Genomic DNA, 25,562 nt, shown 5'->3' on the forward strand with positions numbered 1-25,562 from the left:
TGTTTCTGCTAGGAATTTAGGGTGTTCCAAACCCACCCTCACGTTATGAGGATGGGGCACCCAGGCAAAGCAGATTTCTCCGCTACGCTCCGAAATGACAAACAAAAAAGTGCCACAGATCTAAGCGCTGAAGGCGCGTTCTATACCAGCCTGGGGCAACGCCCCAGGTCTACGACCCATAGGAAATAAAGGGCTGAAGGCCCGCTCTATAGGTTTTCAGTGAAAGCTAATTTACCGATACATCTACAGACGCTGCAGATGCGTGTCCTTGAAGTGCGTGGGATACTTCAGACCGTAACCCAATAGCCGATCAAAGCCGATGTGGCTAATCCAGATCAATGCAATTGCCAGTGCGCGCGAATGATGCATGCTGGCAGCCGCGATACCAAGCAGCACGGGAAACACTTCCGTATGTACCAGGTTGTACGCCGCCGCACCTGCGCGTGCCCCTGCTGCAAATCCGATCATGGAGAGGTCCGGTGCAAGGAAGAGCAGGCCGAAGAGCAGCCAGCTTGCATGGATCTGTTGGTAGAAGAACAAGGCAACCGCAAAGACGGCCGCACCTTCGAGATGCAACAGAACCCGTGGACGCGTCAGCATGCCTTCAAGCTAAACGAAAAGGCCACCCAAGAGGGTGGCCTTTCGATTTCCCGTTACGAGGAATTTATGCGGGGCTCGGACGGCTGTCGCCAAAGCCAGGAGCGCGACCGCTCTCAGGCTTCAGGACCTTCTGCGTATCCGCAGTGTTCGAGTCCGCGTGGGCCAGGGCCGACTTCGACGGAGGCAGATCCTTGCCCTCGATGATGAGGCGGATCTCCTGTGCGTCGATCGTCTCACGCTCCAGCAGGGCCTGCGCCATGCGGTGCATGATGTCCTGGTTGTTCTCCAGGATCGAGTACGCCGCCTTGTAGCCCGCATCGACGAAGTTACGAACCTCACCGTCGATCTGCTTAGCCGTATCGTCAGAGAAATCGCGGTGCTGCGCGATCTCACGGCCGAGGAAGATCTGCTCTTCCTTTTTGCCGAAGGTCAGCGGACCGAGCTTCGACATACCGTACTCGCAGACCATGCGGCGGGCCAGATCCGAGGAACGCTCGATGTCGTTGCCGGCGCCGGTGGTCATCTTCTTGAGGAAGATCTCCTCGGCGCAGCGGCCGCCCATCAGGATGGCAAGCTGCGTCTCCAGGTAGTCCTTGGTCACGGTGTGCTTGTCTTCCTCAGGAATCTGCATGGTCACACCCAGAGCCATACCGCGCGGGATGATGGTGACCTTGTGCAGCGGGTCAGCATGCTCGCGCATGGCGGCAACCAGGGCATGGCCGGCTTCGTGGTAGGCCGTGACCTTCTTCTCTTCGTCGGTCAGCAGCATCGACTTGCGCTCGGCGCCCATCAGGACCTTGTCCTTGGCAACTTCAAAGTCGTACATGTGTACGGCCTTGCGGTTGTTGCGGGCGGCGATCAGGGCAGCCTCATTGACCATATTGGCCAGGTCGGCGCCGGAGAAGCCCGGTGTTCCACGAGCCAGGATGTTCAGATCGACATCCTCGGCGAGAGGCACCTTCTTGGAGTGAACGCGGAGCACTTCCTCGCGGCCACGGACATCCGGACGGCCCACGATCACGCGGCGGTCGAAACGGCCGGGACGCAGAAGCGCCGGATCAAGAACATCAGGACGGTTGGTGGCAGCCACCAGGATCACGCCGTCGTTGGACTCAAAGCCGTCCATCTCAACGAGAAGCTGGTTCAGGGTCTGCTCACGCTCATCGTGTCCGCCGCCCAGGCCTGCGCCACGGTGACGGCCGACAGCGTCGATTTCGTCGATGAAGATGATGCAGGGAGCATTCTTCTTGCCCTGCTCGAAGAGGTCGCGGACGCGGCTGGCGCCCACACCGACGAACATCTCAACGAAGTCCGAACCGGAGATCGAGAAGAACGGAACATTTGCCTCGCCGGCGACTGCGCGCGCCAGCAGGGTCTTACCGGTTCCCGGAGGTCCGACGAGGAGCACGCCCTTGGGGATACGGCCTCCCAGGCGCTGGAACTTCTGCGCCTCGCGCAGGAATTCGATGATCTCCTTCAGCTCTTCCTTGGCCTCGTCCACGCCGGCAACGTCCTTGAACGTCACCTTCTTCTGCTGCATGCTCAGCAGACGGGCGCGGCTCTTGCCAAAGCTGAGGGCCTTGTTGCCGCCGGACTGCATCTGGCGCAGGAGGAAGAACCACAAACTCAGAATCAGCGCGAAGGGAGCGATCTGGATCAACAGGCCAAGCCATGCATTCGACTGCTGATCTTTCACCGTGATGGCGACACCGTGATCACGCAGCGACTTGTACATGTCCGGATAGTTGGCCGGAATGGTGGTATGGAACTGGTCCTTGTTGTCTCGGTAATGTCCGGTCACTTCCGTGCCGTTGACCACTACGTCAGAGATCTTGCCTTGCTCGGCATCGTTCAACAACTGACTCAGGGAGATGGTTGTGTCATGCCCGATGCCTGTTCCCTTGACCACGAACTGCCAAAGAATCACGAGGCAGGTGATCATGAATACCCAGATCAGGACGGTTTTAACAGTTGAATTCAAATCCGGTTCCTCTTTCCGGCTGCTTCGCCTGGAAGCTAAACCAGCCGGACACGTTTCGCAGAAACGTTCCTGCAATGGTTTAGACGCCACCCAGGAGCGGAAGGTGCCCCGGGAAAAAGCGTTCGCGCTGGTGTTTTTGATTCTACTCCCAGCATTAACGATTCGGCCGCCCCTTTCAGGGGAAGTTTCTGCAACTTCGGTCGGAGGTAACGATGTTCAGATCCGGGACAGTTGCAGCTCCCGGGCGGTTCTGCGGGCTCGTAAGCCTCCCGGCAGGTGAAGCTGAGCCCCCGGCTTTGGCGAGACGGTCGGATCCGGAGTCCACCCTTCCCCCGGCAGACCGCACATCGCCAGCAGCTTTGCCGTCTCCACGAAGCTGAGCCGGCATCCCAATCCGGCAGCCGCCCCCCGCAGCACCCTCCGCCGCGCCGCCAGCGAGAGCGGCCGCAGCCGTTCAATCTCCATGGCGACCGCCCTGGCTCCGGGAGCAGTCTCCGAGCTACGCCCCCCGCCCCGGACCGGCGTTCCGGGCAGCACCAGCCCCGGCAGCAGCCTCGCCATCTCCCCGGTCCAGAACTCCTCTTCGGCGCGTGCCAGATCGGCCACCTGGGCCAAGGCCGGCGTGATCTGTGGATTGAACTGCCGCAGTAGCGGCATCAGCTCGTGCCGGACCCGGTTACGGGTCAGCTCGAGGGACCGGTTCGTCGAATCATCTCTCCACTCCTGGCCGCGCGTCCGTAAAAACGCCTCTACCTCCGTCCGGGAAACACTCAACATGGGGCGGATTATCTTCGGTTTGCCCGTGACCACCGGCGAAATGGCTCCCAGCCCCTCCGTCCAGGCGCCGCGCAGCAGCTTCATCAGCACCGTCTCCGCCTGGTCGTCCTGCGTATGGGCGGTAGCGACGGCATCGACATCCAGCTGGGCAAAGATCTGGTACCGCAGGGTGCGGGCAGCCTCTTCGATCGACTCTTTTTCCCGCTCCACCCGTGCCGGAACATCGACCCGCTCCACGGTCACGGGAATATCCAGATGCTCACAGAGCTGCTGCACAAAAGCGGCGTCGGCCTCTCCCTCCGCTCCGCGGATGCCATGCTCCACGTGCACAGCGCTGAGTCCGATCCCCAAATCAGCTCTCCGGTCGGCCAGGGCAAGCAGCAGCGCCACCGAGTCTGCACCGCCCGAGACACCGACGGCGACGCGGTCGCCCACCCGGAAAAGACTGCCGTTCAAATTCAGTGCACCTTCAGCCATCGTTCCATTATCAATACGTTATGTTCCATACACGTCCCGCCACGCTAGCCGACTCCGCCCTGATCGCCGAACATCGCCAGCGGATGTTCGCCGACTCCGGCCAGGGAGACGACGCCGTCCGTGCCACCGTGCGCGCGAACTTCGAGCCCTGGGTACGGCCGCGGCTCGAGTCCGGCGAGTACACCGGATGGATCGTCGAGCTCGATGGGCGTCCCATCGCCGGCGCGGGAATCTGGTGGATGCAGTGGCCCCCGCACTTTCTGGACCCGGTGCCGCTGCGGCCCTACCTGCTCAATGTCTTCGTGGACCCGGCGCATCGCGGCCATGGTCTGGCGCGGAAACTGGTCGAGCTCGCCATTGAAGCTGCACGGAGCCGCGGCTGTCGCATACTCTCGCTCCACGCCTCACGGATGGGAAAGCCCATCTACGAAAAGATGGGCTTCAGCGGAACAACAGAGATGATGCTGCACCTGTAAGGGAGCCTGAATCACCACAAAACCGGGTGCCCATCCATCGCATCGCGATGGGTGGGACCAGCCTGATCGTATTTTGATTGTCATCCTGAGCGTAGCGAAGGACCTGCTTCATCCCGAGCCGGGTGCCGACCATCACGGAGTAAAGGAGGCCTCCAACCGAAAAACGGGCGCGCGGAGCGCGATATCCCACCCGTTGCTACGCAATGGATGGGCACCCAGAGTTTGGGCTCCCACCACAACCGCCCCTAGTGCTTCAAATAAAACTCCGCCAGCTCCAGATCCCCAGGCTGGGTGATCTTGAAATTCCGTGGTGATCCTGCCACCACAGCGACCTCCATCCCGGCACGCTCCAGCACGCTCGCCTCATCCGTCCCGCTGAAGCCATCCGCATTGGCCTCCGCAAAGGCCCTCCGCAACCGGGCGGCAGTGGCTCCCTGCGGTGTCTGTGCCTGCACAATCAGCTCACGCGGAATGGTGCCGGTAATAATTGCTCCGTCCGCGGTACGCTCCACCTGTTTGATGGTATCGATCGCCGGCACACCAACGATGGCCGCTCCATGCTTTTGAATCGCCACAATCGTGCGTTCGATGGTGTGTCCGTCGATCAGCGGACGCACCGCGTCGTGCACCAGCACAATGTCATCATCAGCACAATCCAGCGCAGCCAAGGCATTGGCGACCGATCCCTGGCGATTTTCTCCGCCTTCCACCACTCGCACCCGGCCGTTGAGGCCCGCAGCCGCAACTTGCTGATGGACACGCTTCATCTCCTGCGGCCGCACCGCGACCAGGATCTCAGTGACTGCCGCGACTCCGGCGAAGGCCTTCAGGCTATGGATCAGGATGGGCTGGCCGCCCAGCTCCAGAAATTGTTTGGGACTGGCAGCTCCTGCCGCCGCCATGCGCGTGCCGATTCCGGCCGCTGGAAGAATGACAAAGACTCGCATATATCAGGACGCGAGTATATCGCGTCCGCCCGGTGCATTTATGCTGGTGCTTGCATGCGAATTGGTTACGGCTTCGATTCTCACGCCTTTAAACCCGGCGTTCCCCTTATCATCGGCGGTCTGCCGATTGACTATCCGGAAGGCCTGGCCGGGCACTCGGATGGTGATGTACTCTTGCACGCCATCACGGACGCCCTGCTTGGAGCTGTCTCCGCCGGAGATATCGGCACCTTCTTCCCTCCGAGCGATCCGCGCTGGAAAGGCGCGGCTTCAGACATCTTTCTGCGCACCGCACTGGAGGAGGTGGCCACTGCCGGCTACCGCATCGTGAATATCGATACCGTGCTGGTGCTGGCCAAGCCGAAGATCGTTCCCATCGCCGGCGACATGCGCGCCCGCGTCGCCGAACTGCTCGGCGTCTCGCCGCGTGACGTCGGCATCAAGGCCAAGACTCCCGAAGGCCTGAACCAGGACGGAGTCGCCGTGGCCCACGCGACCGTTCTGCTGGAAGAGATCAAGACCCCCGAAGGCAAACTGGCCATCGCTGTGGAAGACGATGTGGACGCCGCGGTGAAGAACCTGGTGGACGGCATCGAAGTCCACGACACCCGCGCCCTGGGCCGCAAGCCGGCCTTCGATACCGACGATCTGACCTAGTAATTCCCTCATCGCAAAACAAAGGGCGTCCCGCGGGACGCCCTTTGTTTTTTCATTGGCAGACCACCGGAAAGCATCTACAGTGGCACTCATCTTCAGGAAAGCGAGTCGAGCTGGCATGAATTCTGGTAATCCCGATCCGTCCGCAATCATCGCTCTTATGGCGCCCGTAATCCTTATGTGTTGGGTCATCTTCGCGGCCATTGTCATTGTTCCCTTCTGGCAGATCTTCAAGAAAGCCGGCATGGCGCCTGCGCTTTCGTTTCTGATGGTGGTGCCGCTGGCGAACCTTGTGACGCTGTATGTCCTGGCCTTCTCACCGTGGAAGACTCCAGTCGTCCCGGCATACGCAACGGCCGGATATCCGCCGCCGCCGCCACCCTCGCCCTATGAGGCTCCGCCACAGGCCTGATTGCAAAACCTGGCTTCCACAACCTCAAAATATTCGTACGGAGAAGCATTTAAAGATGAGTGAGCTTTTCGTTCCAACGCATCTGATCGTCCTGTTCGTTCTGTTTTTTCTTGGTTCCTTATTTGTTGTCGTTCCCTTCTGGCAGATCTTCAAGAAGACAGGTTTTCCCGCCCCGCTCAGCATCCTGATGCTCGTGCCGCTGGTCAACCTCATCCTTCTCTACGTCCTTGCCTTTAGTAAGAACAGACCTCAAGTCGAGTCGCTTTAGCGGATGCCTCCTGCCAAATCCGGAGAGGGGCGGAATCTCCGCTAGAATCAGAGATTGGTTCTGATATCCAGCATGACTGATTCCGCCCGCCCTACTCGCGTCCGTATTGCACCTTCGCCCACCGGCGATCCCCACGTCGGCACCGCCTACATTGGCCTGTTGAACTACATCTTTGCCCGCCAGCGCGGGGGACAGTTCATCCTGCGCATTGAAGACACGGACCGCACCCGTTTTGTCCCCACCTCCGAGCAGATGATCTTCGATTCGCTGCGCTGGCTGGGTCTGGACTGGAACGAGGGTCCGGATGTCGGCGGCCCCTACGGCCCCTACCGCCAGTCCGAGCGCACCGAGATCTATCGCGAGCATGTGCAGACGCTGCTCAACAACGGCACCGCCTACCGCTGCTTCTGCACTCCCGAGGAGCTCGAAACCAAGCGCAAGGCGCAGATGGCCGCCAAGGTTGCACCCAAGTACGACCGCACCTGCAAGTACCTGCCGAAGGAGACCGTCGAGGAGAACATCGCCGCCGGTAAGCCCTTCACTATCCGCATGGCTGTGCCGGAAGACGGTTCCACCACCTTCCGCGATGAGCTGCGCGGCGAGATCGTCATCGACCACAACAACGTCGATGACCAGGTCCTGTTGAAGTCTGATGGTTTCCCCACTTACCACCTGGCGAACGTCGTTGACGACCACCTGATGCAGATCACCGACGTCATCCGCGCCGAGGAGTGGATCAGCTCCACGCCGAAGCATGTGCTGCTCTATGCCTCCTTCGGCTGGGAACGGCCGAAGTTCTGGCACATGCCGCTGCTGCGCAATATCGACAAGTCGAAGATCTCCAAGCGTAAGAACCCGGTCTCACTGATCTACTATCGCGAGTCCGGCTTCCTGCCGCAGGCCGTGATCAACTTCCTGGGCCTGATGGGCGGCGGTATGCCGACCCTCAACCCAATCGAAGCCGCCAATGCCGGAAGCACCAAGGAAATCGATATCTTCTCGGTGGCGCAGATGGTGGAGAAGTTCGAGTTCCAGCGCATCTCGCTCGGCGGCCCCGTCTTTGATCTGGTGAAACTGAAGTGGCTGAATGGCGAATACCTCCGCGCCCTTCCGCAGGAGGAGTTCGTCGCCGCGCTCAAGCAGACCATCCTCTCCGACAGCTACATCCGCGCGATTGCGCCGCTGGTGCAGACGCGCCTGGAGACGCTGGGACAGTGGGGCGACCTCACCGACTTCTTCTTCCGTGACAACGTGGCTCCTCCCGTCGACGTATGGGTTCCGAAGAAGCGTACGCCGGAAGAAACTCTGGCCTTCGCCGCAGAGATGCTCACCTCGCTGGAAGGAACGGACTGGACAACGGAAGCCCTCGATGCGGCACTGCGTGCCCTGCTGACAGCCAAGGAATGGTCGGTCAAGGAAGCTTTCATGCTGCTGCGCGCCATCCTCACCGGCAGCGCACAGTCGCCGCCGCTGCTGGAGTCGCTGGTGGTCTTCGGCAAAGCCCGCAGCATCGACCGCATCCGGCGCTTCATCGATAACCAGAAGAAGGCAGCCGCCAATACAAAGAAATAAGAAAAAGCCCGGCTTTATGCCGGGCTTCTTGTTTGTGTCTTCGCTTTTTATCGGCATCGTGCGAAGCACGATCTGGGTGGGAGCAGCGGGCTTCAGCCCGCTGACTAAACGCGTGTTAGGACTTGGGCTTTAGCCCTGGGCCTTTTCTGTAGCTTGTATGAAAAGCCCAGGGCTAAAGCCCAAATTCTTTAAGATCGCTTGACCGCGGGCTGAAGCCCGCTGCTCCCACCCAATAACCCTCTACTTCGCAGTCACTTCAATCTCCACCGGAAGCTTCTTCGGCGGATAGCAGGCCGCGTTATCGCAGGCCTGATAGCTGAGCACGCCCTTCACCGTATACGTCCCCGCTGCTGCCGCGGTGAGGTGCGTCTTCAACGTCACGTCGCCGGTATAAACATCCAGCTTCTCCTGCGGATTGAACGAGAAGCTGTACTCATGACCCGCCGGATAGTCGATCGCGCCAAGCTTCACGCCGGTGGCCGGCTCCAGCTTCAGCACCGTAGGAATCAGGAGTTCACTCTTCGGCGTATGCGAGTTCATGTGATAGCCGTCGAGCACCTTGAAGTGCAGCTCCACCACCGCAGCCTTCTTCGCAGCAATCGAAGCGGGCTCCGCCGCGTAGGTCACAAAGCTCTTCGGCACAGGGCCGTTCACCTGTGCGGACGCGAGTCCGGCAGCGAATACAGGCACAACCAGCAGGTTCAGTAGACGCTTCATCGTTACATAGCTCCCGTTGCAGCAATGGTCTTTTTGATCTTGGTTTCGATGTCGTCCTTGCTTCCCAGCCCGGCCGACTGCTCGACGATGGTGCCGTTGCCGGCGACGTAAAAGCTCATGGGCAGAATCGCGAAGTCGCCATAAGCCTTATCCGCTTTGTGGTCGGTCAGCAGGATGGGATAGGTCACGCCCAGCTTGTTGGCAGCCTTGGCGATCGCTTCCTTCGGCTCATCCTCATCTTCAGAGATGCCAAGAATGGTGAATCCCTGATCGGCATACTTCTTGCGGAGCTCTTCGAACCAGGGCATCTCCAGCTTGCAGGGAGCGCACCAGGTAGCCCAGAAGTTCACCAGGACCGGCTTGCCCTTGTAATCGCTGAGCGAGACCTTCTTGCCATCGAGCGTGGTCAGCGTGAAGGCCGGCGCAGGTTTACCCCGCAGATCCAGATCTCCCACGAAGCTGTCTGCGCTCACAGTCGGTGTGGGAGGCGCCTCTCCCTCTTTCACCATGGCAAGCTCGGGCACTTGCTTTGCCTTCTCTGCCGCCAGACGGCGTGCGCGCAGGTTCTGCACCCCCGCCCACACCAGCGCCGCTACCAGCAACGCAACGACGCCGAGTACTGCCAGATTCCGCTTCACGATTGAAGTCTCCTACACTCCAGTGTACCGGCACGGCTCACAGTCATGCCTGCCGGTGTAGCATCTGGTTGGACTGATGGAAACCGCAAACAGCATCACCCCCTCCGACCTGGTGCGCATTGAAGCCGCTGCCCTGGAGAGCCTGGCTGCGCGCCTGGACGGCTCCATGCACGATGCCTTTCACGACGCCGCCCAGCGGCTGGCCGCCTGTGCCAACAATCGTCAACGCGTCGTCGTTACCGGCATGGGTAAGAGCGGACTCATCGCGCAGAAGATCGCCGCAACCCTGAACTCCACCGGCACCCCGGCACAGTTTCTGCATCCCGCGGAGGCTATCCACGGAGACCTCGGCATGCTTACCCGCGGAGACCTGGTGCTGGCGCTCTCCTACTCCGGCCAGACCGAAGAGATTCTGCGCCTGCTGGAGCTGCTGAAGCGGCTGGGCGATGCCCTCATCACCATGACGGGCGAGCCGCAATCGACGCTCGCCCAGGCAAGCGATGTTGTTCTGGACTGCTCTGTCTCACGCGAGGCCTGCACACTGAACCTGGCGCCTACAGCCTCCACCACCGTGATGCTCGCCCTTGGAGATGCGCTTGCCATCGAGGTAGCGCGCCAACGTGGATTCCGCAGCGAAGACTTCGCCCAGCTTCATCCCGGCGGCAAGCTGGGTAAACGGCTGCGGCTGGTCTCGCAGCTCATGCATGCGGGCGACACGATCCCGGTCGTCGCTCCCTCCACCCCCATGCCGGAGGTCATCCACGAGATGAGCCGTAAGCGGCTGGGCATCACCACCGTGGCGGAAGACGGCAGGCTGCTCGGCATTATCTCGGACGGCGACCTCCGCCGCTTGCTGGAACGCGAGCAGGCGCAGGCACTCTCCCGCACGGCCGCAGAGGTAATGAACACGACGCCCCAGACCATCGCTCCCGATGCCCTAGCGTCGTCCGCCCTGGCTGTGATGGAAGAACGAAAGATTACCTCGCTGGTGGTTGTCACCAAAGACAGCCACCTGCAGGGAGTTCTACACCTTCACGACCTCTGGGGCCTGGAACTGGTTTAGGAAGTATGGACAAATTTGATCGTCTTGAGATAGCCCAGAGACTTAGACTGGGTGGGAGCAGCGGGCTTGAGCCCGCTGATAAAGGCATAAAAGTAAATGGGCTTTAGCCCTGGGCCTTCTTTGTCTGACAGGAAAAAGCCCAGGGCTAAAGCCCATTTCTATGTTGAGCCTATAGACCGTGGCCTAAAGGCCACGGCTCCCACCGATTCGAGCTTCGCTCGAATAGTTCACCCAAGTGAAATCAAAATTCGGGCAGCCCCGAAAAACCCACCCATTGCGATGCAATGGATGGGGCACCCGGTGCATGGGCTGTCGAGCGCCCTAAGCCTTCTTCAGAGCCGCCGGCCTAAACCGTTCCGTCGTCGTACGGAGCGTGTGATAGCACTCGCAGGCAGCCTTCTCCAGCTCAGCGCGGTCCTTGATGCGGATCTTGCCGCGGGTGTACTCCATCAGTCCGGCGCGTTGCAGATCGCCCGCCGCAATCGTCACGGTCGATCGGCGCGCACCCAGCATCTGCGACAGATACTCCTGCGTCAGCCGCAGCGAATTCGACTGCATGCGGTCAGACGCTGTCAGCAGCCAGCGCGCCAGGCGTTGCTCGACGGAGTGGATGCGGTTGCAGACCACGTTCTGGCCCATCTGCACCATCTTGAGGTATGCCGCCTGATGGACGGCATGGAGAAGAGCCGGATCCCGGCGCACCTCCTCCCGCATCACAGCGGAACGGATACGCAGAGCCGAACCCTCGCCCCGGACAGTAGCCAGGTGGGGCCCAACAGGCTGATCGATCAGCGGACCGACATTGATCAGGCTTTCGTGGCCGATCGTAGCCACCTCGACCGAATCGCCCGACTCAGTAAGCACGCTCAGTGAGACGAATCCGCTCAACGGAAAATACACAAATTCCGTCGGCTTCTCCGGTTCTGCAAGTGTCATACCCACCTGTAAATCCACTTGCGTGAAATGCCGTTGCAGTGCGGCATAGGTGGCTTCCGGGAGTTGCAGCAAAATCCAGTTCAGGGGCCGTTGATTCATGGTCCCCGTCGTTTCCAGTCCATTCATCGTGGGGTTCCTTACACAACACAGAGCACGACGAATGCCATACCTTGGGTATGCCTATCCTTGGCATTTATCAGCGTGTATATCGAAGTGCTGAACCTATCGTGAATGATTCTGCATATACGTGTCTGTCATACAGCACACATAGTGCAACTTTTTGAAAAAAAAGACCGTTTTGGGTCTGGATCCTTAAGCCTGGCTTAAGCTACAGAGTCGATTCGGCGTCGGCGACAGTGGGAAACACCTTCAACACCGTATTCACCTTGGTGAGCTCCATCAGCGCGGCGATTCGCTGTTGCGGAGCCGCGACAGCCAGCCTTCGCCCCTGTTTCTGGGCTGCCAGATGGAAGTTCATGATGGCGCCGAGCCCGGCCGAATCGACGTACGGTACCCCAGAGATATCCAGAACGACCAGGGGCTCCGTGGACGCCTTTGCCGCGGCCTGCAGTTTGGGCAGATCGCCCAGCGTCAGCGAACCGGAGAGACGCATGATGAGGATTCCCTCCAACGCACCAGGAGCAGTATCAATCTTCAGCGGCACAGGCGGCATGGTGCCTACCACTATACCAAGCAGGAACCATGGCCGCCGGAATCGTTTTTCGCCGAGTTCCCTTCGATACAATCAACACTTATGCATCGTTGGTCTCAGCTCTTTATCCCCACCTTGCGCGAGGCTCCGGCCGACGCCGAGGTGGCAAGCCATAAGCTGCTTCTCCGGGCCGGGTATGTGCGCCAGTTGGGCGCCGGTATCTACAGCTACCTGCTTCTCGGCAACCGTTCGATCAACAAGATCGTCGCCATCGTCCGCGAAGAGATGGACGCCATCGGGCAGGAGTTCCTTCTGCCGGCGCTGAACCCACGTGAGATCTGGGAGGCCAGCGGCCGCTGGTCGGTGATGGGCGAGAACATGTTCCGCCTGAAAGACCGCAAGGGCGCCGACCTCTGCCTGGGCATGACCCACGAAGAGGTGATGACGGACATCGCCCGCAAGGAGCTGCGCAGCTACAAGCAGCTTCCGCAGATCTGGTACCAGATCCAGACCAAGTTCCGCGACGAGCCCCGTCCCAAGGCGGGTCTGCTGCGCGTCCGCCAGTTCATCATGAAGGATTCCTACAGCTTCGACATCGACGCTGCCGGCCTGGATGTGAGCTACGACAAGCACGACCGCGCCTACCGCAATATCTTCTCGCGCTGCGGCCTGGACTTTGTCGCCGTCGAAGCCGACTCCGGCGCGATGGGCGGCTCCGCCTCGCAGGAGTTCATGGTCTACACCGATGCCGGTGAAGACCTGATCGCAAGCTGCCCCAACTGCCACTACGCCGCCAACCTCGAGAAGGCCACCAGCGCCCTGGCAGTCGTCACAGAACTCGCAGATGGCGTCGTGGAAGAGGTCTCCACGCCGACCCAGCGCACGATCGATGAAGTTGGCGCGTTCCTGAACGTTGCTTCGGTCTACCAGATGAAGACGATGGCGATGGTTGTCACCACGCCCGACGGCAAGTCGAAGACCATCGTTGCCTTCCTGCGCGGCGACCACATGCTGAACGAGGCGAAGCTTGCAACCGCCGTCGGTGGAGGCGAACTGCGCCCCATGGTCGCCGAAGAGATTCTGGCTGCCTTCGGCGCTCCGGCCGGCTTCCTAGGCCCGATCGGCGTCAAGGCTGACTTCGTCATCCTCGATGCCGCCCTGGAAGGCCGCAAGAACCTGATCACGGGCGCCAACAAGGAAGGCTTCCACCTGCGTAACGTCACCCCAGGCAAGGACTTCAAGCCGACCCTCATCGCCGACGTCCGCAACATCAACGAAGGCGAGCCCTGCCCGAAGTGCGGCACCTCGCTCAAGCTGGGCAAGGCAGTCGAGATCGGACACATCTTCAAGCTCGGCTATCGCTACTCGGAGTCGATGGGCGCCAGTGTGCTCGACAGCAACGGCAAGGAAGTGATGCCCATCATGGGCTGCTACGGCATCGGCATAGAGCGCATTCTCACCGCCGCCATCGAGCAGTCCGCCGCCAATCGCGGTATCGACGCCAGGGGTGAGATCAGCTATGCCATGCCGCCCTCCATCGCGCCGTTCGAAGTGGTTGTCACGGTGACCAACGTCGCCGACGAGACGCTTCGCGCAGCCGGTGAAACGGTGGCCCAGGCGCTCGACAAGGCCGGCTTCGATACGATTCTCGACGATCGCGACGAGCGTGCCGGGGTGAAGTTCAAGGATGCCGATCTGGCCGGTATCCCCTTCCGTATCAACATCGGCAAGAAGCTTGCCGAAGGGAAGGTGGAGTTCGTGAACCGCCTGACCAATGAGAGCGTAGATGTTGCTGTAGAGGAAGTTACGCAGGCACTGACGCGTGTCTGCGAATCTGCGTCTAAGTAAGAGAACGCCTATGGCCGTAAAAGTGAAGATCGGCGGCAACAGCCGCACCGGCGCCCAGCACTCGCTGGGCGTTCGTATCCTTCGGGTCGCGCTGATCGCGTGCTCGGCGCTGTTGCTTCTGTTCTTCTCCGTCTTCGGCTACTACTACTTCAAGTACCAGAAGATTGTGGACGATCGGCTAAATGCCGGTCCCATGTTCACCAATACTTCGCAGGTCTTCGCTGCTCCGCGCGAGGTGCGTCCCGGCCAGAAGCTGAGCGCCGGCACGATTGGCCAGGAGCTGCGCCAGGCCGGCTATAACAACAATCCGCAGATGGGCACTTATCAACTGCGCGGCGATACCATCCTGATCAAGCCTGGCCCGCAGAGCTTCCACTCGACCGATGGAGCCACCATCACCACCGAGGATGGCGAAGTACAGTCCATCACCGCCGAGAACGGCGTAGCGCTGCGCGGCTATGAGCTCGAGCCGCTGCTCATCACCGGCCTCTCGGAAGATAAGAACCGTATCAAGCGCCGCCTGGTCAGCTACAAGGACATCCCGCAGCGCATGGTGCAGTCAGTCACTGCAATCGAAGACCGCCAGTTCTTCGAGCACGGCGGCATCAACTACGCTCGTACCATCAAGTGCGGTGTACAGGATCTGTTGAGCGGCCGCAAAGCCTGCGGTGGATCCACACTGACGCAGCAGCTTGCCCGCGGCTTCTTCCTCACTCCTGAGAAGCACATCAAGCGCAAGCTGATCGAGATCCTCATCAGCTTCCAGCTCGAAGCGCGCTTCTCCAAGCAGCAGATCTTCGAGATGTATGCCAACCAGATCAACCTGGGTCAGCGCGGCAGCTTCGCCATCAACGGCTTTGGTGAAGCGGCACAGGCATACTTCGGCAAAGACCTGAAGCAGCTTGATCTGGCTGAATGCGCGATGCTGGCCGGCATGATCCAGCGGCCCAACTACTTCTCGCCGTATAAGCACCCCGAACGCGCGATGGAGCGCCGCAATATCGTTCTCGATTCGATGGTGGAGACCAATGCCATCACGAAGAGCGAGGCCGAGCGCGCCAAGGCTGAGCCGATCCGCCTGGCTCCGCCGAACGTCGATGCCTCTGAGGCGCCATACTTCGTCGATGTCGTGCATGACACCCTGGTGCAGCGTATCGGCGATCAGGAGCTCTCGCACCAGTCACTGCGTATCTATACCTCGCTCGATCCTGATCTGCAGCGTGCCGCTTCAGAAGCTGTTGCCATCGGCATGCAGAACGTAGACGAGATGGTCCGCAAGCAGCATCGCGGCAACGGCCCCATCACCTGGCCGCAGGTCTCTCTCGTCGCCCTCAATCCACATACCGGACAGGTGCTGGCGATGGTCGGCGGACGCAACTACGGCGTCTCGCAGTTGAACCACGCCACCTCGAAGCGGCCGACAGGATCGATCTTCAAACCCTTCGTGTACGCGGCTGCTTACAACGCCAGCGTCAACGGTCAGACGATTGGCGATAAAGGCATCTTCACTGCAACGACGATGCTGGACGATGAGCCCACTACGTTCACCTTTGACAACGGCCGTCAGACCTACACGCCGCGCAACTACAAGGACGAGTTCCACGGCTCTGTCACCGCCATCTATGCTCTGGCGCACTCCCTGAACAACGCGACCATCTCGCTGGGACAGATGGTGGGCTTTGAGAACGTCGCTGCTCTGGGACGCCAGGCCGGCATCGCCGCTGCACGCGGCACACCTGCTGTCTCTCTGGGCGCATATGACGCGACACCGCTCGATATGGCCGGTGCTTACACCATCTTCGCCAACAATGGCGTGCACCTGAACCCGTGGACACTGGCCAGCGTCCGCAACCTGAATGGCGATATCGTCGCCGACTTCGCCCCTGAAGCTCGCCAGGTGCTTGATCCACGCGTCGCGGCACTCTCCACTTCGCTGATGGAAGGCGTGATGAACTTCGGCTATGGTTATGAGACCCGCAAGCGCGGCTTCATGGCTCCGGCCGCGGGCAAGACCGGCACCAGCCACGATGCGTGGTTCGCGGGTTACACCTCGAACCTGATCTGCATTGTGTGGGTGGGCAACGATGACTACACCGACGTCAAGCTTGCAGGTGCTCTGGCCGCGGCGCCCATCTGGGCGGAGTTCATGAACCGAGCCATCAAGCTGCCGCAGTACTCCGACATGAAGGCGTTCAGCTATCCGGACGGCGTCATCATGGAGCGGCTGGATAAGAACACCAACCTGCTTTCTGATTCATCTTGCCCGAACGCTTACTCGGCCGCCTTCCTCGCAGGAACCGAGCCGCATAACACCTGCTCGCACATGGGCGACGACCAGCGCAACTTCTTCCAGAAGATGCTGGGCATCGGAGGACAGACGCAATCGCAGGAGAACCAGCAGCCTCCTGCAGGCAACGAGCCGGGGGCTTCTCCGAATCCGGCCGCCGTGCATTCAGGCCCTCCACCGAATCCAGGTGCGCAACCGAACCCGGGCTCTTCGCCAAATCCAGTGGTGGAAGAGCCGAAAAAGAAGAAGAACTTCTTCCAGAAGATCTTCGGCGGCGGTGATAAAAAGCAGCAACAGCCTACACAGCCTCAGCAGTAGCAGATCGAACCAGAGGTTGGATAATCCGGTGGGGATCGAGCTTCGCTCGATCCCCATTTTTGTTTGTCATCCCTAAGGCGCGAGCTGATCTTCGTATGTTGGTGTTTATGTGTATTTAAATGGCATATTTTTGAATGTGCAGAATCTGTGCAGAAGATTCATGAAGATTTGCCAATCTACTATTCGGGGCATAGCTGGCAAAGGGTGGCAGATATCCTGCGCTCCAATAGCGAAAGAGTGAAAAAGCGCTGGAAAGGGTAAAGCAGATCGGCGGATGGAAGCGGTACGGCGATCAGTGGGTGGAACTTCTGGAGAAGCTTACTGAAAAGTGAATTCCTAGTAAGAGGCACCGCTTTGCTCTTCCTGCGGTTTTCCGGGGATCCATTTCGGCCTTTGTTGTCGAACGGATGGAGCGAGCTTGGACTTCAAGCTGAGAAAGTAGTCTTCGAAAAAGCGTTTTGAAATATAGGCGACCGCCACCGCCAAACTCGACTCCACGAGGAAGCCCAAACCCCAGACGAGGGGACTCCAGTGGCCCAACCGCCCGAACCTTCCCAGTAATCGGAAGAAGGCTTCGAAAACGAGTTCATGGAAGAGATATAGACCGTAGCTGATGTTGCCCAGAAAGCGAAGTGGTCTCAGGGCAATAGGCAATCGCATTGCAGGGTCTAATAAGAGGGCGAAAAGCAATGCCGAAGCGAAGAGAAACTCGAATGGGACTGTCTGAAACGTAGCTCCGGCGGCCGAAGTCCGATGGAGAATGCCGAATGGGATTCCGAAGACCAAAGAAGAGGTTCCGATTATCAACAGGATCCAAGCAAGTTTCTTAACCAGCAGCCGCCCGACATCGGCAGATCTAAGCCAAACGGCAAGAGCAGCGCCGGCAATCAGGTTGTCGGAAATGAGCCAGGTCATCCCGTGAACATCTCCTAGCGGGAGAATGTTCTTGAACGAGATGAATCTGAGCACAGGAGACAGAATCAGGGTGGCGGACATGATAAGAATCAGCTGAGTGCGCGATGCGCTCTTCACCACCCACGGCCATACAAGGTAAAACTGCTCTTCAACCGCAAGCGACCAGAGCACAAAATAGGTGTATCCGCCGATGTGAAAAACCGGCGCGAGATTAGCCAAGTTAAAAAGGCAGAGCGCAACATATGGCCAGGAGGCATGCTCGGCCACTTTGATTAAAAACACAACAACGAGGAACGCAGGGAGGATGCGCAGCGCACGTCTGATATAGAAGCTTCGCCAGTAAGAAGGACTGTCCTTCGTATCGAGGAGGATGCCGGTGATCAGAAAACCGGAGAGGACAAAGAACAGAAATACTCCGAGCCACCCAAATGTAAAGAATGAAGAAAGTCGAGACCATGCGGTATGTGGCGGAGGAGTGACAAGTGGGCCCCAATAGAGACCGTGATAAAGAACAACAACGAGGACTGCTATTCCGCGCAAGACATCAAGGCCGGGCATATGCTGCGTCAGGAGAGGAGATCTAGCGGATACCGCGAAGGTGCTTTCTTCAGAACGGAGTGTTTCTGGGGACATTAAGAGCGGCCACCTCTCGCTGTGGTTTGCAACACTTCACTTCAAATTTGAAGATAGCAAGATATTCTGCGCAGAGAATTCATTTAGAGTGTAATGCACACACGGCTGCATCTTTTCTAGAATTTGCGATGAGGTAGATAGCGAGAGTGCTTGCGGATAGTTTCAAGAGGGCCACAGTTTTCCGATCAGTCGGCGTTTCCCGAGACTGTGAAGAGCACATGAGCCGGGCCGCTCTCGAAGGGATGAGCGGGTCTGCGCATGGCAACAATAGGCGATTGCTGCGTAGAACTTCTTTAGATGACTTTCGAGGCGCCGAGACGCCCGATGTCGACTGAACGTCTTCCCATCAACCGATGCTGGGATCGAAGCAAACAAGAACGCTTTGACGGTCGAGAGCCTACACTGTATTCGCAAAAAGATATGGCAGCATCAGGAGACCCTGAACTCATGCCGAAAGTGGCGTATCTGATCCGGTCGCTCGCAAATCGGCTCGATCGCGCTAGGTTTAAATGTTCGAACTGCGCTAGCACTCAAAATCAAGTGCAGACCGGAAGTGGTTTTATCACACAGCTTAGCCGCTGCATGAATTGCAAATTGCTCTTCCGTACGCCTACCGACGACCCGGCCCTGAATGCATCCTTCTATGAGGATGCATATCCGCAGGGATTCTCATCTGTTATTAGCCGGACGCGATCAAGTGTACTGCCGAGACTCTTCTCGGAGTTGTAGGACGGCAATATAGCCGTAGGCCGCACAAAGGCCGTAATACCGCACGCAGTATGTGGCCATCTTCCCGACGAGCCGGATGATACCGGCCGCAAAACCAAGACTTCAATTTATCTCTTCCCCTGCTTCCCGATCAGCTGGGGTGATTACTTTTGGTGTCTCAGGTGCTTGTGGACCTGAGACATCCGTTACAACCCCCTTGTGAGGTTGTTTTGAAAGATTGAACCAGTCATCGGAGCGGTGGGAATGTGGGAATCCCGAAGGGATTTCCAAGTGGGGTTGGAAGCCGGCTTTATGGCTTTCCATGCTTTCCATTCCTCGTCATTTCCTCGCTCCTGTCAGGGGGATTCGCAGCTCCCGCAGAACGCCCGTCGCTCTGATGCGCCCGATCGCTAAAGTTGAACTTGTCCAGCCTTCACGGAACGTCCGAGGTTCTTCCATGTCCAGAACCCGGCAACATGGGTTGCTGTAGGCATCTGCCGGGCGATCTCCAGCACATTGCTCTGCTTCACCCCAACGAACCTGTTCGCCAGGTGGAGACGCGTCGATGCGGCCTTGGGCACCACCCAGATCGTATGGCCTCATCTTGCTCCAATCCTGATACCCTTTCCCATGGAAAGGAAGGATTTGCATGATTGATCTGACCGGCAAAGTTGCCGTTATCTTCGGCCTGGCCAACAAGCGCAGCATCGCCTGGGGTATCGCCCAGAAGCTCTCTGAGGCAGGCGCGACCATCGCCCTCTGCTACCAGAACGAGCGTCTGAAGAGGGAAGCCGATGCTCTGCTGCCGGAGCTGAAGAGCGCCAAGGCCTTCCAGTGCGACCTCTCCGTCGATGCTGAGATCGAGTCCACCTTCGCGGCCTTCCAGCAAGAGTTCGGCAAGATCGACATCCTGGTCCACGCCGTCGCCTACGCACCCGCCGACGAGATCAAGAACGACTTCATCTTCACCAGCCGCGAAGGCTTCCGCATTGCGCACGACGTCAGCGCTTACACGCTAATCGCGATCTCTCGCGCGGCCCTGCCCCTGATGACCGAAGGTGGAGCCATCCTCACCCTGAGCTACTACGGCGCGGAGAAGGTCTTCCCCAACTACAACGTCATGGGTGTCGCCAAAGCCGCTCTGGAAGCGACCGTTCGCTATCTCGCCGCCTCACTCGGACCGAAGAACATCCGCGTCAACGCCATCTCCGCCGGCCCCATCAAGACACTGGCTGCGCGCGGTATCGGCGACTTCACCAAGATCCTGGACACCGTCACCGAGCGCGCTCCGCTGCATCGCAATGTCGATCAGCTCGAGGTCGGCGGCGCAGCACTCTTCCTCTGCTCTCCTCTGGCCAGCGCCATCACCGGCGAGATCACCTACGTCGATTGCGGTTACAACATCACCGGAATGTAAGGAGATCTTCCATGCGCATTGCAGATGTTTTGCTGGCCGACTATGACACAGAGATCAGAAGCGCCCAGCGGCTCTTCGAGCGGCTTCCCTCCATTGAGAAGGCCGACTGGAAGCCTCATGAAAAGTCCATGCTCTTCGGCAAGCTGGTGATGCATGTAGCCACCTTGCCCGGCTTTGGCGCCATGGTGCTGAGCGAGCCGATCCTCGACATGGCACAAGGCAAGATACCGAGCTTTGCTTATGAGAGTCCGGCTCAAGCCTCGGCTGTACTCGCCGACTTGGCAGCAAAGACACGCAAGCTGCTCGCAAACATCCCCGATGAGGAGATGGAGACAACCTGGCAGTTGAAGTTCCATGATCGGGTCTTCTTTACCGGCAGCCGCATCCTGGCCTATCGCACCATGTTCTTCAATCACTTTGTCCATCACCGGGCACAGCTTGGCGTCTATCTGCGCTTGCTGGAAGTTCCCATCCCAGGCATGTATGGACCATCGGCGGACGAGCCGATCAATCTCGGATGAACAATTCACCTTACACCGCCATCGCTCGCCTTTTGCGTCCACAGGGACGCAAGGGCGAGCTGTTGGCGGATCTGCTGACCGATTTCCCCGAGCGCTTTGAAACCACCAGCTCCGTGCTGCTGGAAAATGCTACCGGCGAACCTACACCCGCTACTCTGGAAGGCCACTGGTTTCCCGTGGGCCGCAACGCCGGCCGTGTCGTGTTGAAGCTGAGCGGCATCGATTCCATCAATGATGCCGAGACCCTGCAGGGCAAGCTGGTGTTCGTTCCCGACGCGGAACGCGTCGCGCTCGCGGAAGACCGCGTGTGGATCGCAGACCTGATCGGCTGCGAGCTCTATCATCACGATCGCCCTGTCGGCACCGTCGTCGATGTCCACGGGAGTGAATCGCCGCACGGCGCATCGCTCCTCGTCGTGAAAAAACGCGAGAGCGACGATGAACTTTTGATCCCCTTCGTTCAGGCATATATCCAATCGCTGAATCTCGATGCGAAACGCATCGAGATGAATCTCCCGGAAGGTTTGCTGGAGATCAACGGTTAAAGTCCATACGTCGCAGCTCAAGTCAGGCACGGCTTCAGCCGTGCGATATCAAGGCCACAATGAGGGCGGCTTTAGCGGCTGAGGTCAAAATCCATGGATATCACCAGACAGAAATGGGACGGCTAATTAGCCGTCCCATTTCAACCTAACCAGAAAGAAGCTTCAAAGATCAATCAAGACTAATCACGCGATCCGAAGTTCCACGCGAAGCCCACCGAAATCACCGGGTACACCGTCGCATAGTCATTAAGATCGTTCTGGATCTTCACCCGCTGGCGCTGCAGGTCAGCCATCGCGGTCGCATCGGTTGAGAGCTTGCCGCAGCCTCCCGCATCGCAGACCGTTCCATCCAGGTCCAGACCGAACTTCGGAGCTCCCGTAAAGACCACTCCGATATCCACCGGAATACTCCAGCGGCGGCCATTGCGCGGAATCAGATTGCCGAAACCGAAGGTGACCATCGGCGCCACCGTGCGATCGTAGGCAAACGTGGCATTTCCCTTCACCGGATCCGTCGGCGAGTTAGTGTAGGTGCCGTCGCCCATGTCAAACCGTGCACCTGGATCGATATGGATAAACGCCGATCCATGGTTCTTCTGAAAGGCAAGGCCCGGGCTGACGTGAAAACCGCCCGCCTTATAGAACGGGAAGTAGTCGACCTGCACCTGTCCGGACTTGAAGTTGAGGTCGGCGTCGTAGTTCCATCCACCGTTCCCAAACGTACCGGTATATCCAAAGAAGTTTGCGCCCATGCGCAGGTTAACTCGCCGGCCAAGTGGCGTCGCTACCTCCGGTCCGAACCCAAGAGAACCAAAGCGAAATCCAGTGGCGTACTGACGAAACGGACGAATCTGGAAGGCCGACCTCCCTGCAGGAGGCGGGATGATCGCCCCGGCATCGGCCGCATCCTCCTCGTCCATGGAGCCAATAGGCTGGGACGAGCTGCTCATGTCGAGCGCGGCGAGCTGCAGTGTGGGGCGATTCGACCGGCCATTTACCGACCAGTCAGAAGTTGTTGGTTGCAAAGGCGACGAACTCTGTGCGTGCAGAGGGAGGGATGCGACGCCGGCGGCGGCCAGCGTAAGCATTAGAATTCGGTGTTTCAGCACGTTAGTCGATGTCCTAATAGAGGGAAATTTGGTCAACGCACACACACATCTACCCGGCAGGTTTCGCATACACGATCCCCTTTTGAGGCTCACTCGTCGTTCCGGGACCCCACCCGCTCACTGCAAATTGTGGCTGACTTCGTGAACCTAGAATAGCCCGGTTTCAGCGCCTCTCGATGAATTCCACGCAAACCGGGGACTCCAACTGTACCATTCTGGGACAGTGCCGTCTTCCCTCAGCGGGCGGCATTCCGGGCCTGCATCGCCGCCGCCCACGATTCGTACAGAAGCTGTTTCTGCTCCCGCTTCCATTCCTCTTCCGGAAGTACCATCAGGTCCGCTCTAGGAATCCCTGGAAACCCGCTGCCGACCGCATCAAGTCCGCCTTCACGATCTTCCCGGATGTAGTTCTTCGAGATCTCAACGTTGTTCTTCTGGATCCACGCGGAGATATGCGTCATCCCGGCAGCGCGGATTCCCGCCTCATCCCAGAACCCGAAATGCAATTGCTGGTTGAGCCAGAGCATCCCGTCCAGGTTCACCCAACTGGTGCGATGGCTGATCCCTGGATATAGCACTGTCGTAAACAGACCTTCTTCAGTGCCCATCAGACGCGCGGCACTGTCGCGTGTCGCTGCAAACCACGCCGGAGGATGATCGCTCATCTTCATCACCGTATCCGCATCGCCGTTCATCACGTACATGGGACCGCGCTCGGCATTCAGGGTGTAGAGAATCGGCCCACGATCGCCCAGCACAGCCAGCGCACGATACGGAGGCGCCTGGCAGGGCAGCTTGCCGGTATCGAAGTACTCATGCGGACCGTCGAAGGTGCCGCCACCGCTCAGCAGTACAGCATGAATCCGCGTATCGATCGCTCCGGTAATGCCGCTGACAAACGCTCCCATGGAATAGCCGACCGTTCCGATACGCGCGGAATCGACCTGCGGCAGCGAACGTAGATAGCTGACTGCCTGCATCACATCCACCTGCATCAGGCCCGCAAGCCGCTGTCCCCAGTGCGGCTGATCGACGGCGGCATCATGTGGAGACGGACTCTCGCGGCTGGCGCGATGCGCATTGCGCTCTCCCTCGCCGATGGGGTCGTAGGTCACCGCAACCGCGCCGGCCTTCGCGAAGAGCATGCCGCTATAAAAGGCATACCAGCTGAACTTGTCGCCGCCATGTCCGTTCACCACCACGATGCCGGGCAGCTTCTGCCCCGGCTTCAGCAGCTTCGGATCGGGACGATAGATAATCGCCGGAACACGCATACCGTCAGCCGTCGCATAGGTCACACGATCGGCAACAACACCGGGCATCGGTGAGAAGCTCGACCACACCTTTGCATCAAGAGCAGGCAGACGATCCGGAGCATAAAGCTGCCGACGGATCTCATGCCTCCACGCTGCGTTACGAACCTTCCTCTGCGCCGGTGTCAGGTCTTTACCCGGCTTGACGAAGTTGCCGCTATCAAACGGAGGCTGCACCTGGAAGTACTGCTCCGGACGTGGATCGCCACCGCCGCCGGCTGCTACAGGAGGCACATCCACGTGGCTCTGCCCAGCCAGCACACCCGCCGCGGTCAACGCGATACCGGCAAGACTCTTACGGAACGATATGAATCGCATGATGGCTTTTGCTCCTGACGCAGCTATGGCAGCCTCGCGGCTTCGGCAACCGGGTTCCAGCTATCACTTCCCTTCAGGAAGGCCGCAGGCTCAAACGTCTTTGCCTGCGTAGCAGTGAGCTGATGTGTCCAAGACGGACGATGAGCGGTATCCGCTCCCAGTCCGGTGTTGCCGAATTCCGCATAGAAAGTCTTCGCGAGATCGGCAGCATTCGATCGCCACTCCTGCCAACCCTGCGGATTCAAGGTCGCCGGCAGTTCGGTGTGCATGAAGACCACCCGCGAGTAGGCACGCCACGGACGACCGAGATAGAACCCCTTGCCCTCGACATTCTCCGCCGTCACCTTCGAATTTGTGATGACGTAGCCCGTCGTTTGCTCCGCTGTCGTTCGCGACTGCGCTGTCAGATAACCGGGACGGAAGATGTGAATCTCACTCTTGTCGAAGACCGCGGTTGCATTGCCGAAGATGAAGTCCACGCCACCGGCGATGTACGAGTCCACATAGTACTGGCGTCCAAAGTCGGCAAAGAGGGTGTCCTGATCGCCGAGGAAGCGGCAGTGCTTGAAGATGGCCCGGTCAGAGCTGACAGCAATCGCAACCGCCTGTCCGGTATTGCCCGCGGTGTTCTCGAAGGTGACGTTATCCGCCTGGAAGTCGTCGCCGTTGATCTCGACCGACTCCGAAAAAAAGGTACCGCCAGTCGTCGGTCCGGTACGTGCGGCCGTAATCACTACCTGTGACGGATCGCTGCCGGTGCCGAGAAAGGTCGTATGCGCGCGGCGGCGTGAGACCCACACCCGCTCCTTGTAGGTCCCGGGGGCAATATGCAGATACAGACGTCCGTTCGGTCCTGGATCAGGCGCGTGATCCATCGCCATCTGAATCGTGGGAAAGTCGTCGGCGCTGGAGGTGTTGCCCTTCGAATCAGGAGAGACCTTCACGTGAACATCCTGCGCCGTCAGTGCAGGAACAGAGACCAGGCAGGCAGCAAGCGCCAGGCACGGCGCGGCAAGCTTCCGTAGACACACCACTCAGACTCCTATAAAAACGTTTTGATTCTAAGAAACGCAATCCTCCTCCGGCTAGAGCATTTTCCCCTTGTTGCTGGGTATCCCGGAAGAGGAGTGCAGCGGCGCTTTCATTGCGGAAAACGCCTATAAATGCGGAAGCCCTACTCTACACCCTATGGCCGAAAGCGGATCGTGTAGAAAGCGCCGAAGAAAGTCATCCCAAGCCCCCACCAGAAGGTGGAGTGAAGCTCTGCAAGAACGACTGCCGGTGGATGTGAGAACTGGTACGCTCCGATAGGCAGCAGCACCAGGCCGTAACCCAGGCACAAAATCCCGACGAAGAACCAGATGGAGAGCGGCCGATGGCCGCTCTCCGGTGCCGTTACCGACGAGGATGCCGGATGCGGATGAACATCAGGGTGAGGCGTTTGACCGGACATTGAG

At 59.1% G+C, this 25,562-nt stretch carries 25 protein-coding genes; 11 read left to right on the forward strand and 14 right to left on the reverse strand.

Features of this window, described 5'->3' with window-relative positions:
* Positions 1-243 precede the first annotated feature (243 nt).
* From FTW19_RS24370 to tilS, 3 genes are all read right to left on the reverse strand, one after another.
* Positions 244-600, reverse strand: a complete 357-nt coding sequence (locus FTW19_RS24370) for a DUF4260 domain-containing protein (RefSeq protein ID WP_147650153.1) — start codon at positions 598-600, stop codon at positions 244-246.
* A gap of 64 nt (positions 601-664) precedes the next feature.
* On the reverse strand, positions 665-2,581 hold the full coding sequence (gene ftsH / locus FTW19_RS24375) for an ATP-dependent zinc metalloprotease FtsH (protein ID WP_147650154.1): 1,917 nt from the start codon (positions 2,579-2,581) through the stop codon (positions 665-667).
* 216 nt (positions 2,582-2,797) lie between these two features.
* Positions 2,798-3,835, reverse strand: a complete 1,038-nt coding sequence (tilS, locus tag FTW19_RS24380) for a tRNA lysidine(34) synthetase TilS (protein WP_147650155.1) — start codon at positions 3,833-3,835, stop codon at positions 2,798-2,800.
* Positions 3,836-3,855: 20 nt separating this feature from the next.
* Between tilS and FTW19_RS24385 the strand changes: the two genes are divergently transcribed.
* A complete protein-coding gene (locus FTW19_RS24385; RefSeq protein WP_147650156.1) occupies positions 3,856-4,311 on the forward strand; it encodes a GNAT family N-acetyltransferase in 456 nt (151 codons plus the stop codon).
* Between the two features lie 245 nt (positions 4,312-4,556).
* On the opposite strand, the gene ispD is transcribed toward FTW19_RS24385, so the two are convergent.
* On the reverse strand, positions 4,557-5,258 hold the full coding sequence (gene ispD / locus FTW19_RS24390) for a 2-C-methyl-D-erythritol 4-phosphate cytidylyltransferase (RefSeq protein ID WP_147650157.1): 702 nt from the start codon (positions 5,256-5,258) through the stop codon (positions 4,557-4,559).
* A 54-nt stretch (positions 5,259-5,312) separates the two neighbouring features.
* Between ispD and ispF the strand changes: the two genes are divergently transcribed.
* The 4 genes from ispF to gltX all read left to right on the forward strand — a co-directional run bounded on the left by ispF (position 5,313) and on the right by gltX (position 8,167).
* A complete protein-coding gene (gene ispF / locus FTW19_RS24395) occupies positions 5,313-5,915 on the forward strand; it encodes a 2-C-methyl-D-erythritol 2,4-cyclodiphosphate synthase (RefSeq protein ID WP_147650158.1) in 603 nt (200 codons plus the stop codon).
* A gap of 118 nt (positions 5,916-6,033) precedes the next feature.
* Entirely contained in the window at positions 6,034-6,327 is a 294-nt protein-coding gene (locus FTW19_RS24400; RefSeq protein WP_147650159.1) for a hypothetical protein, read from the forward strand.
* A gap of 55 nt (positions 6,328-6,382) precedes the next feature.
* Entirely contained in the window at positions 6,383-6,595 is a 213-nt protein-coding gene (locus tag FTW19_RS24405; RefSeq protein WP_147650160.1) for a hypothetical protein, read from the forward strand.
* Between the two features lie 72 nt (positions 6,596-6,667).
* Positions 6,668-8,167: a glutamate--tRNA ligase gene (gltX, locus tag FTW19_RS24410; protein WP_147650161.1), complete on the forward strand. Its 1,500-nt coding sequence runs from the start codon at positions 6,668-6,670 to the stop codon at positions 8,165-8,167.
* Positions 8,168-8,407: 240 nt separating this feature from the next.
* Here gltX and FTW19_RS24415 read toward each other — a convergent pair whose 3' ends face one another.
* Both FTW19_RS24415 and FTW19_RS24420 read right to left on the reverse strand, forming a co-directional pair.
* Positions 8,408-8,884: a protein-disulfide reductase DsbD N-terminal domain-containing protein gene (locus FTW19_RS24415; RefSeq protein WP_147650162.1), complete on the reverse strand. Its 477-nt coding sequence runs from the start codon at positions 8,882-8,884 to the stop codon at positions 8,408-8,410.
* Between the two features lie 2 nt (positions 8,885-8,886).
* Positions 8,887-9,522 carry a TlpA disulfide reductase family protein gene (locus tag FTW19_RS24420; RefSeq protein ID WP_147650163.1) on the reverse strand — a complete coding sequence of 212 codons (636 nt, stop codon included), beginning with the start codon at positions 9,520-9,522 and terminating at the stop codon, positions 8,887-8,889.
* Positions 9,523-9,598: 76 nt separating this feature from the next.
* Here FTW19_RS24420 and FTW19_RS24425 point away from each other — a divergent pair, with 76 nt between their 5' ends.
* The gene (locus FTW19_RS24425; RefSeq protein ID WP_147650164.1) at positions 9,599-10,585 is read left to right on the forward strand and encodes a KpsF/GutQ family sugar-phosphate isomerase; all 987 of its coding nucleotides are present in this window, start codon (positions 9,599-9,601) and stop codon (positions 10,583-10,585) included.
* A gap of 321 nt (positions 10,586-10,906) precedes the next feature.
* Here the strand turns inward: FTW19_RS24425 and FTW19_RS24430 are convergent, their stop codons facing one another.
* Together FTW19_RS24430 and FTW19_RS24435 are read right to left on the reverse strand one after the other, a co-directional pair.
* The gene (locus FTW19_RS24430) at positions 10,907-11,647 is read right to left on the reverse strand and encodes a Crp/Fnr family transcriptional regulator (RefSeq protein WP_147650165.1); all 741 of its coding nucleotides are present in this window, start codon (positions 11,645-11,647) and stop codon (positions 10,907-10,909) included.
* 202 nt (positions 11,648-11,849) lie between these two features.
* Positions 11,850-12,194: an STAS domain-containing protein gene (locus FTW19_RS24435; RefSeq protein ID WP_147650166.1), complete on the reverse strand. Its 345-nt coding sequence runs from the start codon at positions 12,192-12,194 to the stop codon at positions 11,850-11,852.
* 81 nt (positions 12,195-12,275) lie between these two features.
* Here FTW19_RS24435 and FTW19_RS24440 point away from each other — a divergent pair, with 81 nt between their 5' ends.
* Both FTW19_RS24440 and FTW19_RS24445 read left to right on the forward strand, forming a co-directional pair.
* Entirely contained in the window at positions 12,276-14,021 is a 1,746-nt protein-coding gene (locus FTW19_RS24440; protein ID WP_147650167.1) for a proline--tRNA ligase, read from the forward strand.
* A 10-nt stretch (positions 14,022-14,031) separates the two neighbouring features.
* On the forward strand, positions 14,032-16,626 hold the full coding sequence (locus FTW19_RS24445) for a PBP1A family penicillin-binding protein (RefSeq protein ID WP_147650168.1): 2,595 nt from the start codon (positions 14,032-14,034) through the stop codon (positions 16,624-16,626).
* A gap of 336 nt (positions 16,627-16,962) precedes the next feature.
* On the opposite strand, the gene FTW19_RS24450 is transcribed toward FTW19_RS24445, so the two are convergent.
* Positions 16,963-18,174, reverse strand: a complete 1,212-nt coding sequence (locus FTW19_RS24450; RefSeq protein ID WP_147650169.1) for an acyltransferase family protein — start codon at positions 18,172-18,174, stop codon at positions 16,963-16,965.
* Positions 18,175-19,292: 1,118 nt separating this feature from the next.
* Positions 19,293-19,463, reverse strand: a complete 171-nt coding sequence (locus tag FTW19_RS26530) for a hypothetical protein (protein ID WP_432445163.1) — start codon at positions 19,461-19,463, stop codon at positions 19,293-19,295.
* Between the two features lie 68 nt (positions 19,464-19,531).
* Here FTW19_RS26530 and FTW19_RS24460 point away from each other — a divergent pair, with 68 nt between their 5' ends.
* Genes FTW19_RS24460 through rimM form a run of 3 tightly spaced genes read left to right on the forward strand, consistent with a single transcriptional unit; the run spans position 19,532 to position 21,365 of the window.
* Positions 19,532-20,299: an enoyl-ACP reductase FabI gene (locus FTW19_RS24460; RefSeq protein WP_147650170.1), complete on the forward strand. Its 768-nt coding sequence runs from the start codon at positions 19,532-19,534 to the stop codon at positions 20,297-20,299.
* 11 nt (positions 20,300-20,310) lie between these two features.
* Entirely contained in the window at positions 20,311-20,820 is a 510-nt protein-coding gene (locus FTW19_RS24465; RefSeq protein ID WP_147650171.1) for a DinB family protein, read from the forward strand.
* Positions 20,817-21,365, forward strand: a complete 549-nt coding sequence (gene rimM, locus FTW19_RS24470) for a ribosome maturation factor RimM (RefSeq protein WP_147650172.1) — start codon at positions 20,817-20,819, stop codon at positions 21,363-21,365. Before FTW19_RS24465 ends, rimM begins: the two co-directional genes overlap by 4 nt.
* A gap of 179 nt (positions 21,366-21,544) precedes the next feature.
* On the opposite strand, the gene FTW19_RS24475 is transcribed toward rimM, so the two are convergent.
* The 4 genes from FTW19_RS24475 to FTW19_RS24490 form a co-directional block, all read right to left on the reverse strand.
* Positions 21,545-22,474 carry a hypothetical protein gene (locus FTW19_RS24475; protein ID WP_147650173.1) on the reverse strand — a complete coding sequence of 310 codons (930 nt, stop codon included), beginning with the start codon at positions 22,472-22,474 and terminating at the stop codon, positions 21,545-21,547.
* Positions 22,475-22,710: 236 nt separating this feature from the next.
* On the reverse strand, positions 22,711-24,105 hold the full coding sequence (locus tag FTW19_RS24480; RefSeq protein ID WP_147650174.1) for an alpha/beta hydrolase family protein: 1,395 nt from the start codon (positions 24,103-24,105) through the stop codon (positions 22,711-22,713).
* Positions 24,106-24,128: 23 nt separating this feature from the next.
* Complete coding sequence (locus tag FTW19_RS24485) at positions 24,129-25,136, reverse strand: pectinesterase family protein (RefSeq protein WP_246153475.1); 1,008 nt, start codon at positions 25,134-25,136, stop codon at positions 24,129-24,131.
* A gap of 155 nt (positions 25,137-25,291) precedes the next feature.
* Positions 25,292-25,558, reverse strand: coding sequence for a hypothetical protein (locus FTW19_RS24490; protein WP_147650175.1), 267 nt, complete (start codon positions 25,556-25,558; stop codon positions 25,292-25,294).
* Between the last annotated feature and the right edge of the window lie 4 nt (positions 25,559-25,562).

It is taken from the genome of Terriglobus albidus, assembly GCF_008000815.1.
GTDB lineage: Bacteria > Acidobacteriota > Terriglobia > Terriglobales > Acidobacteriaceae > Terriglobus > Terriglobus albidus_A.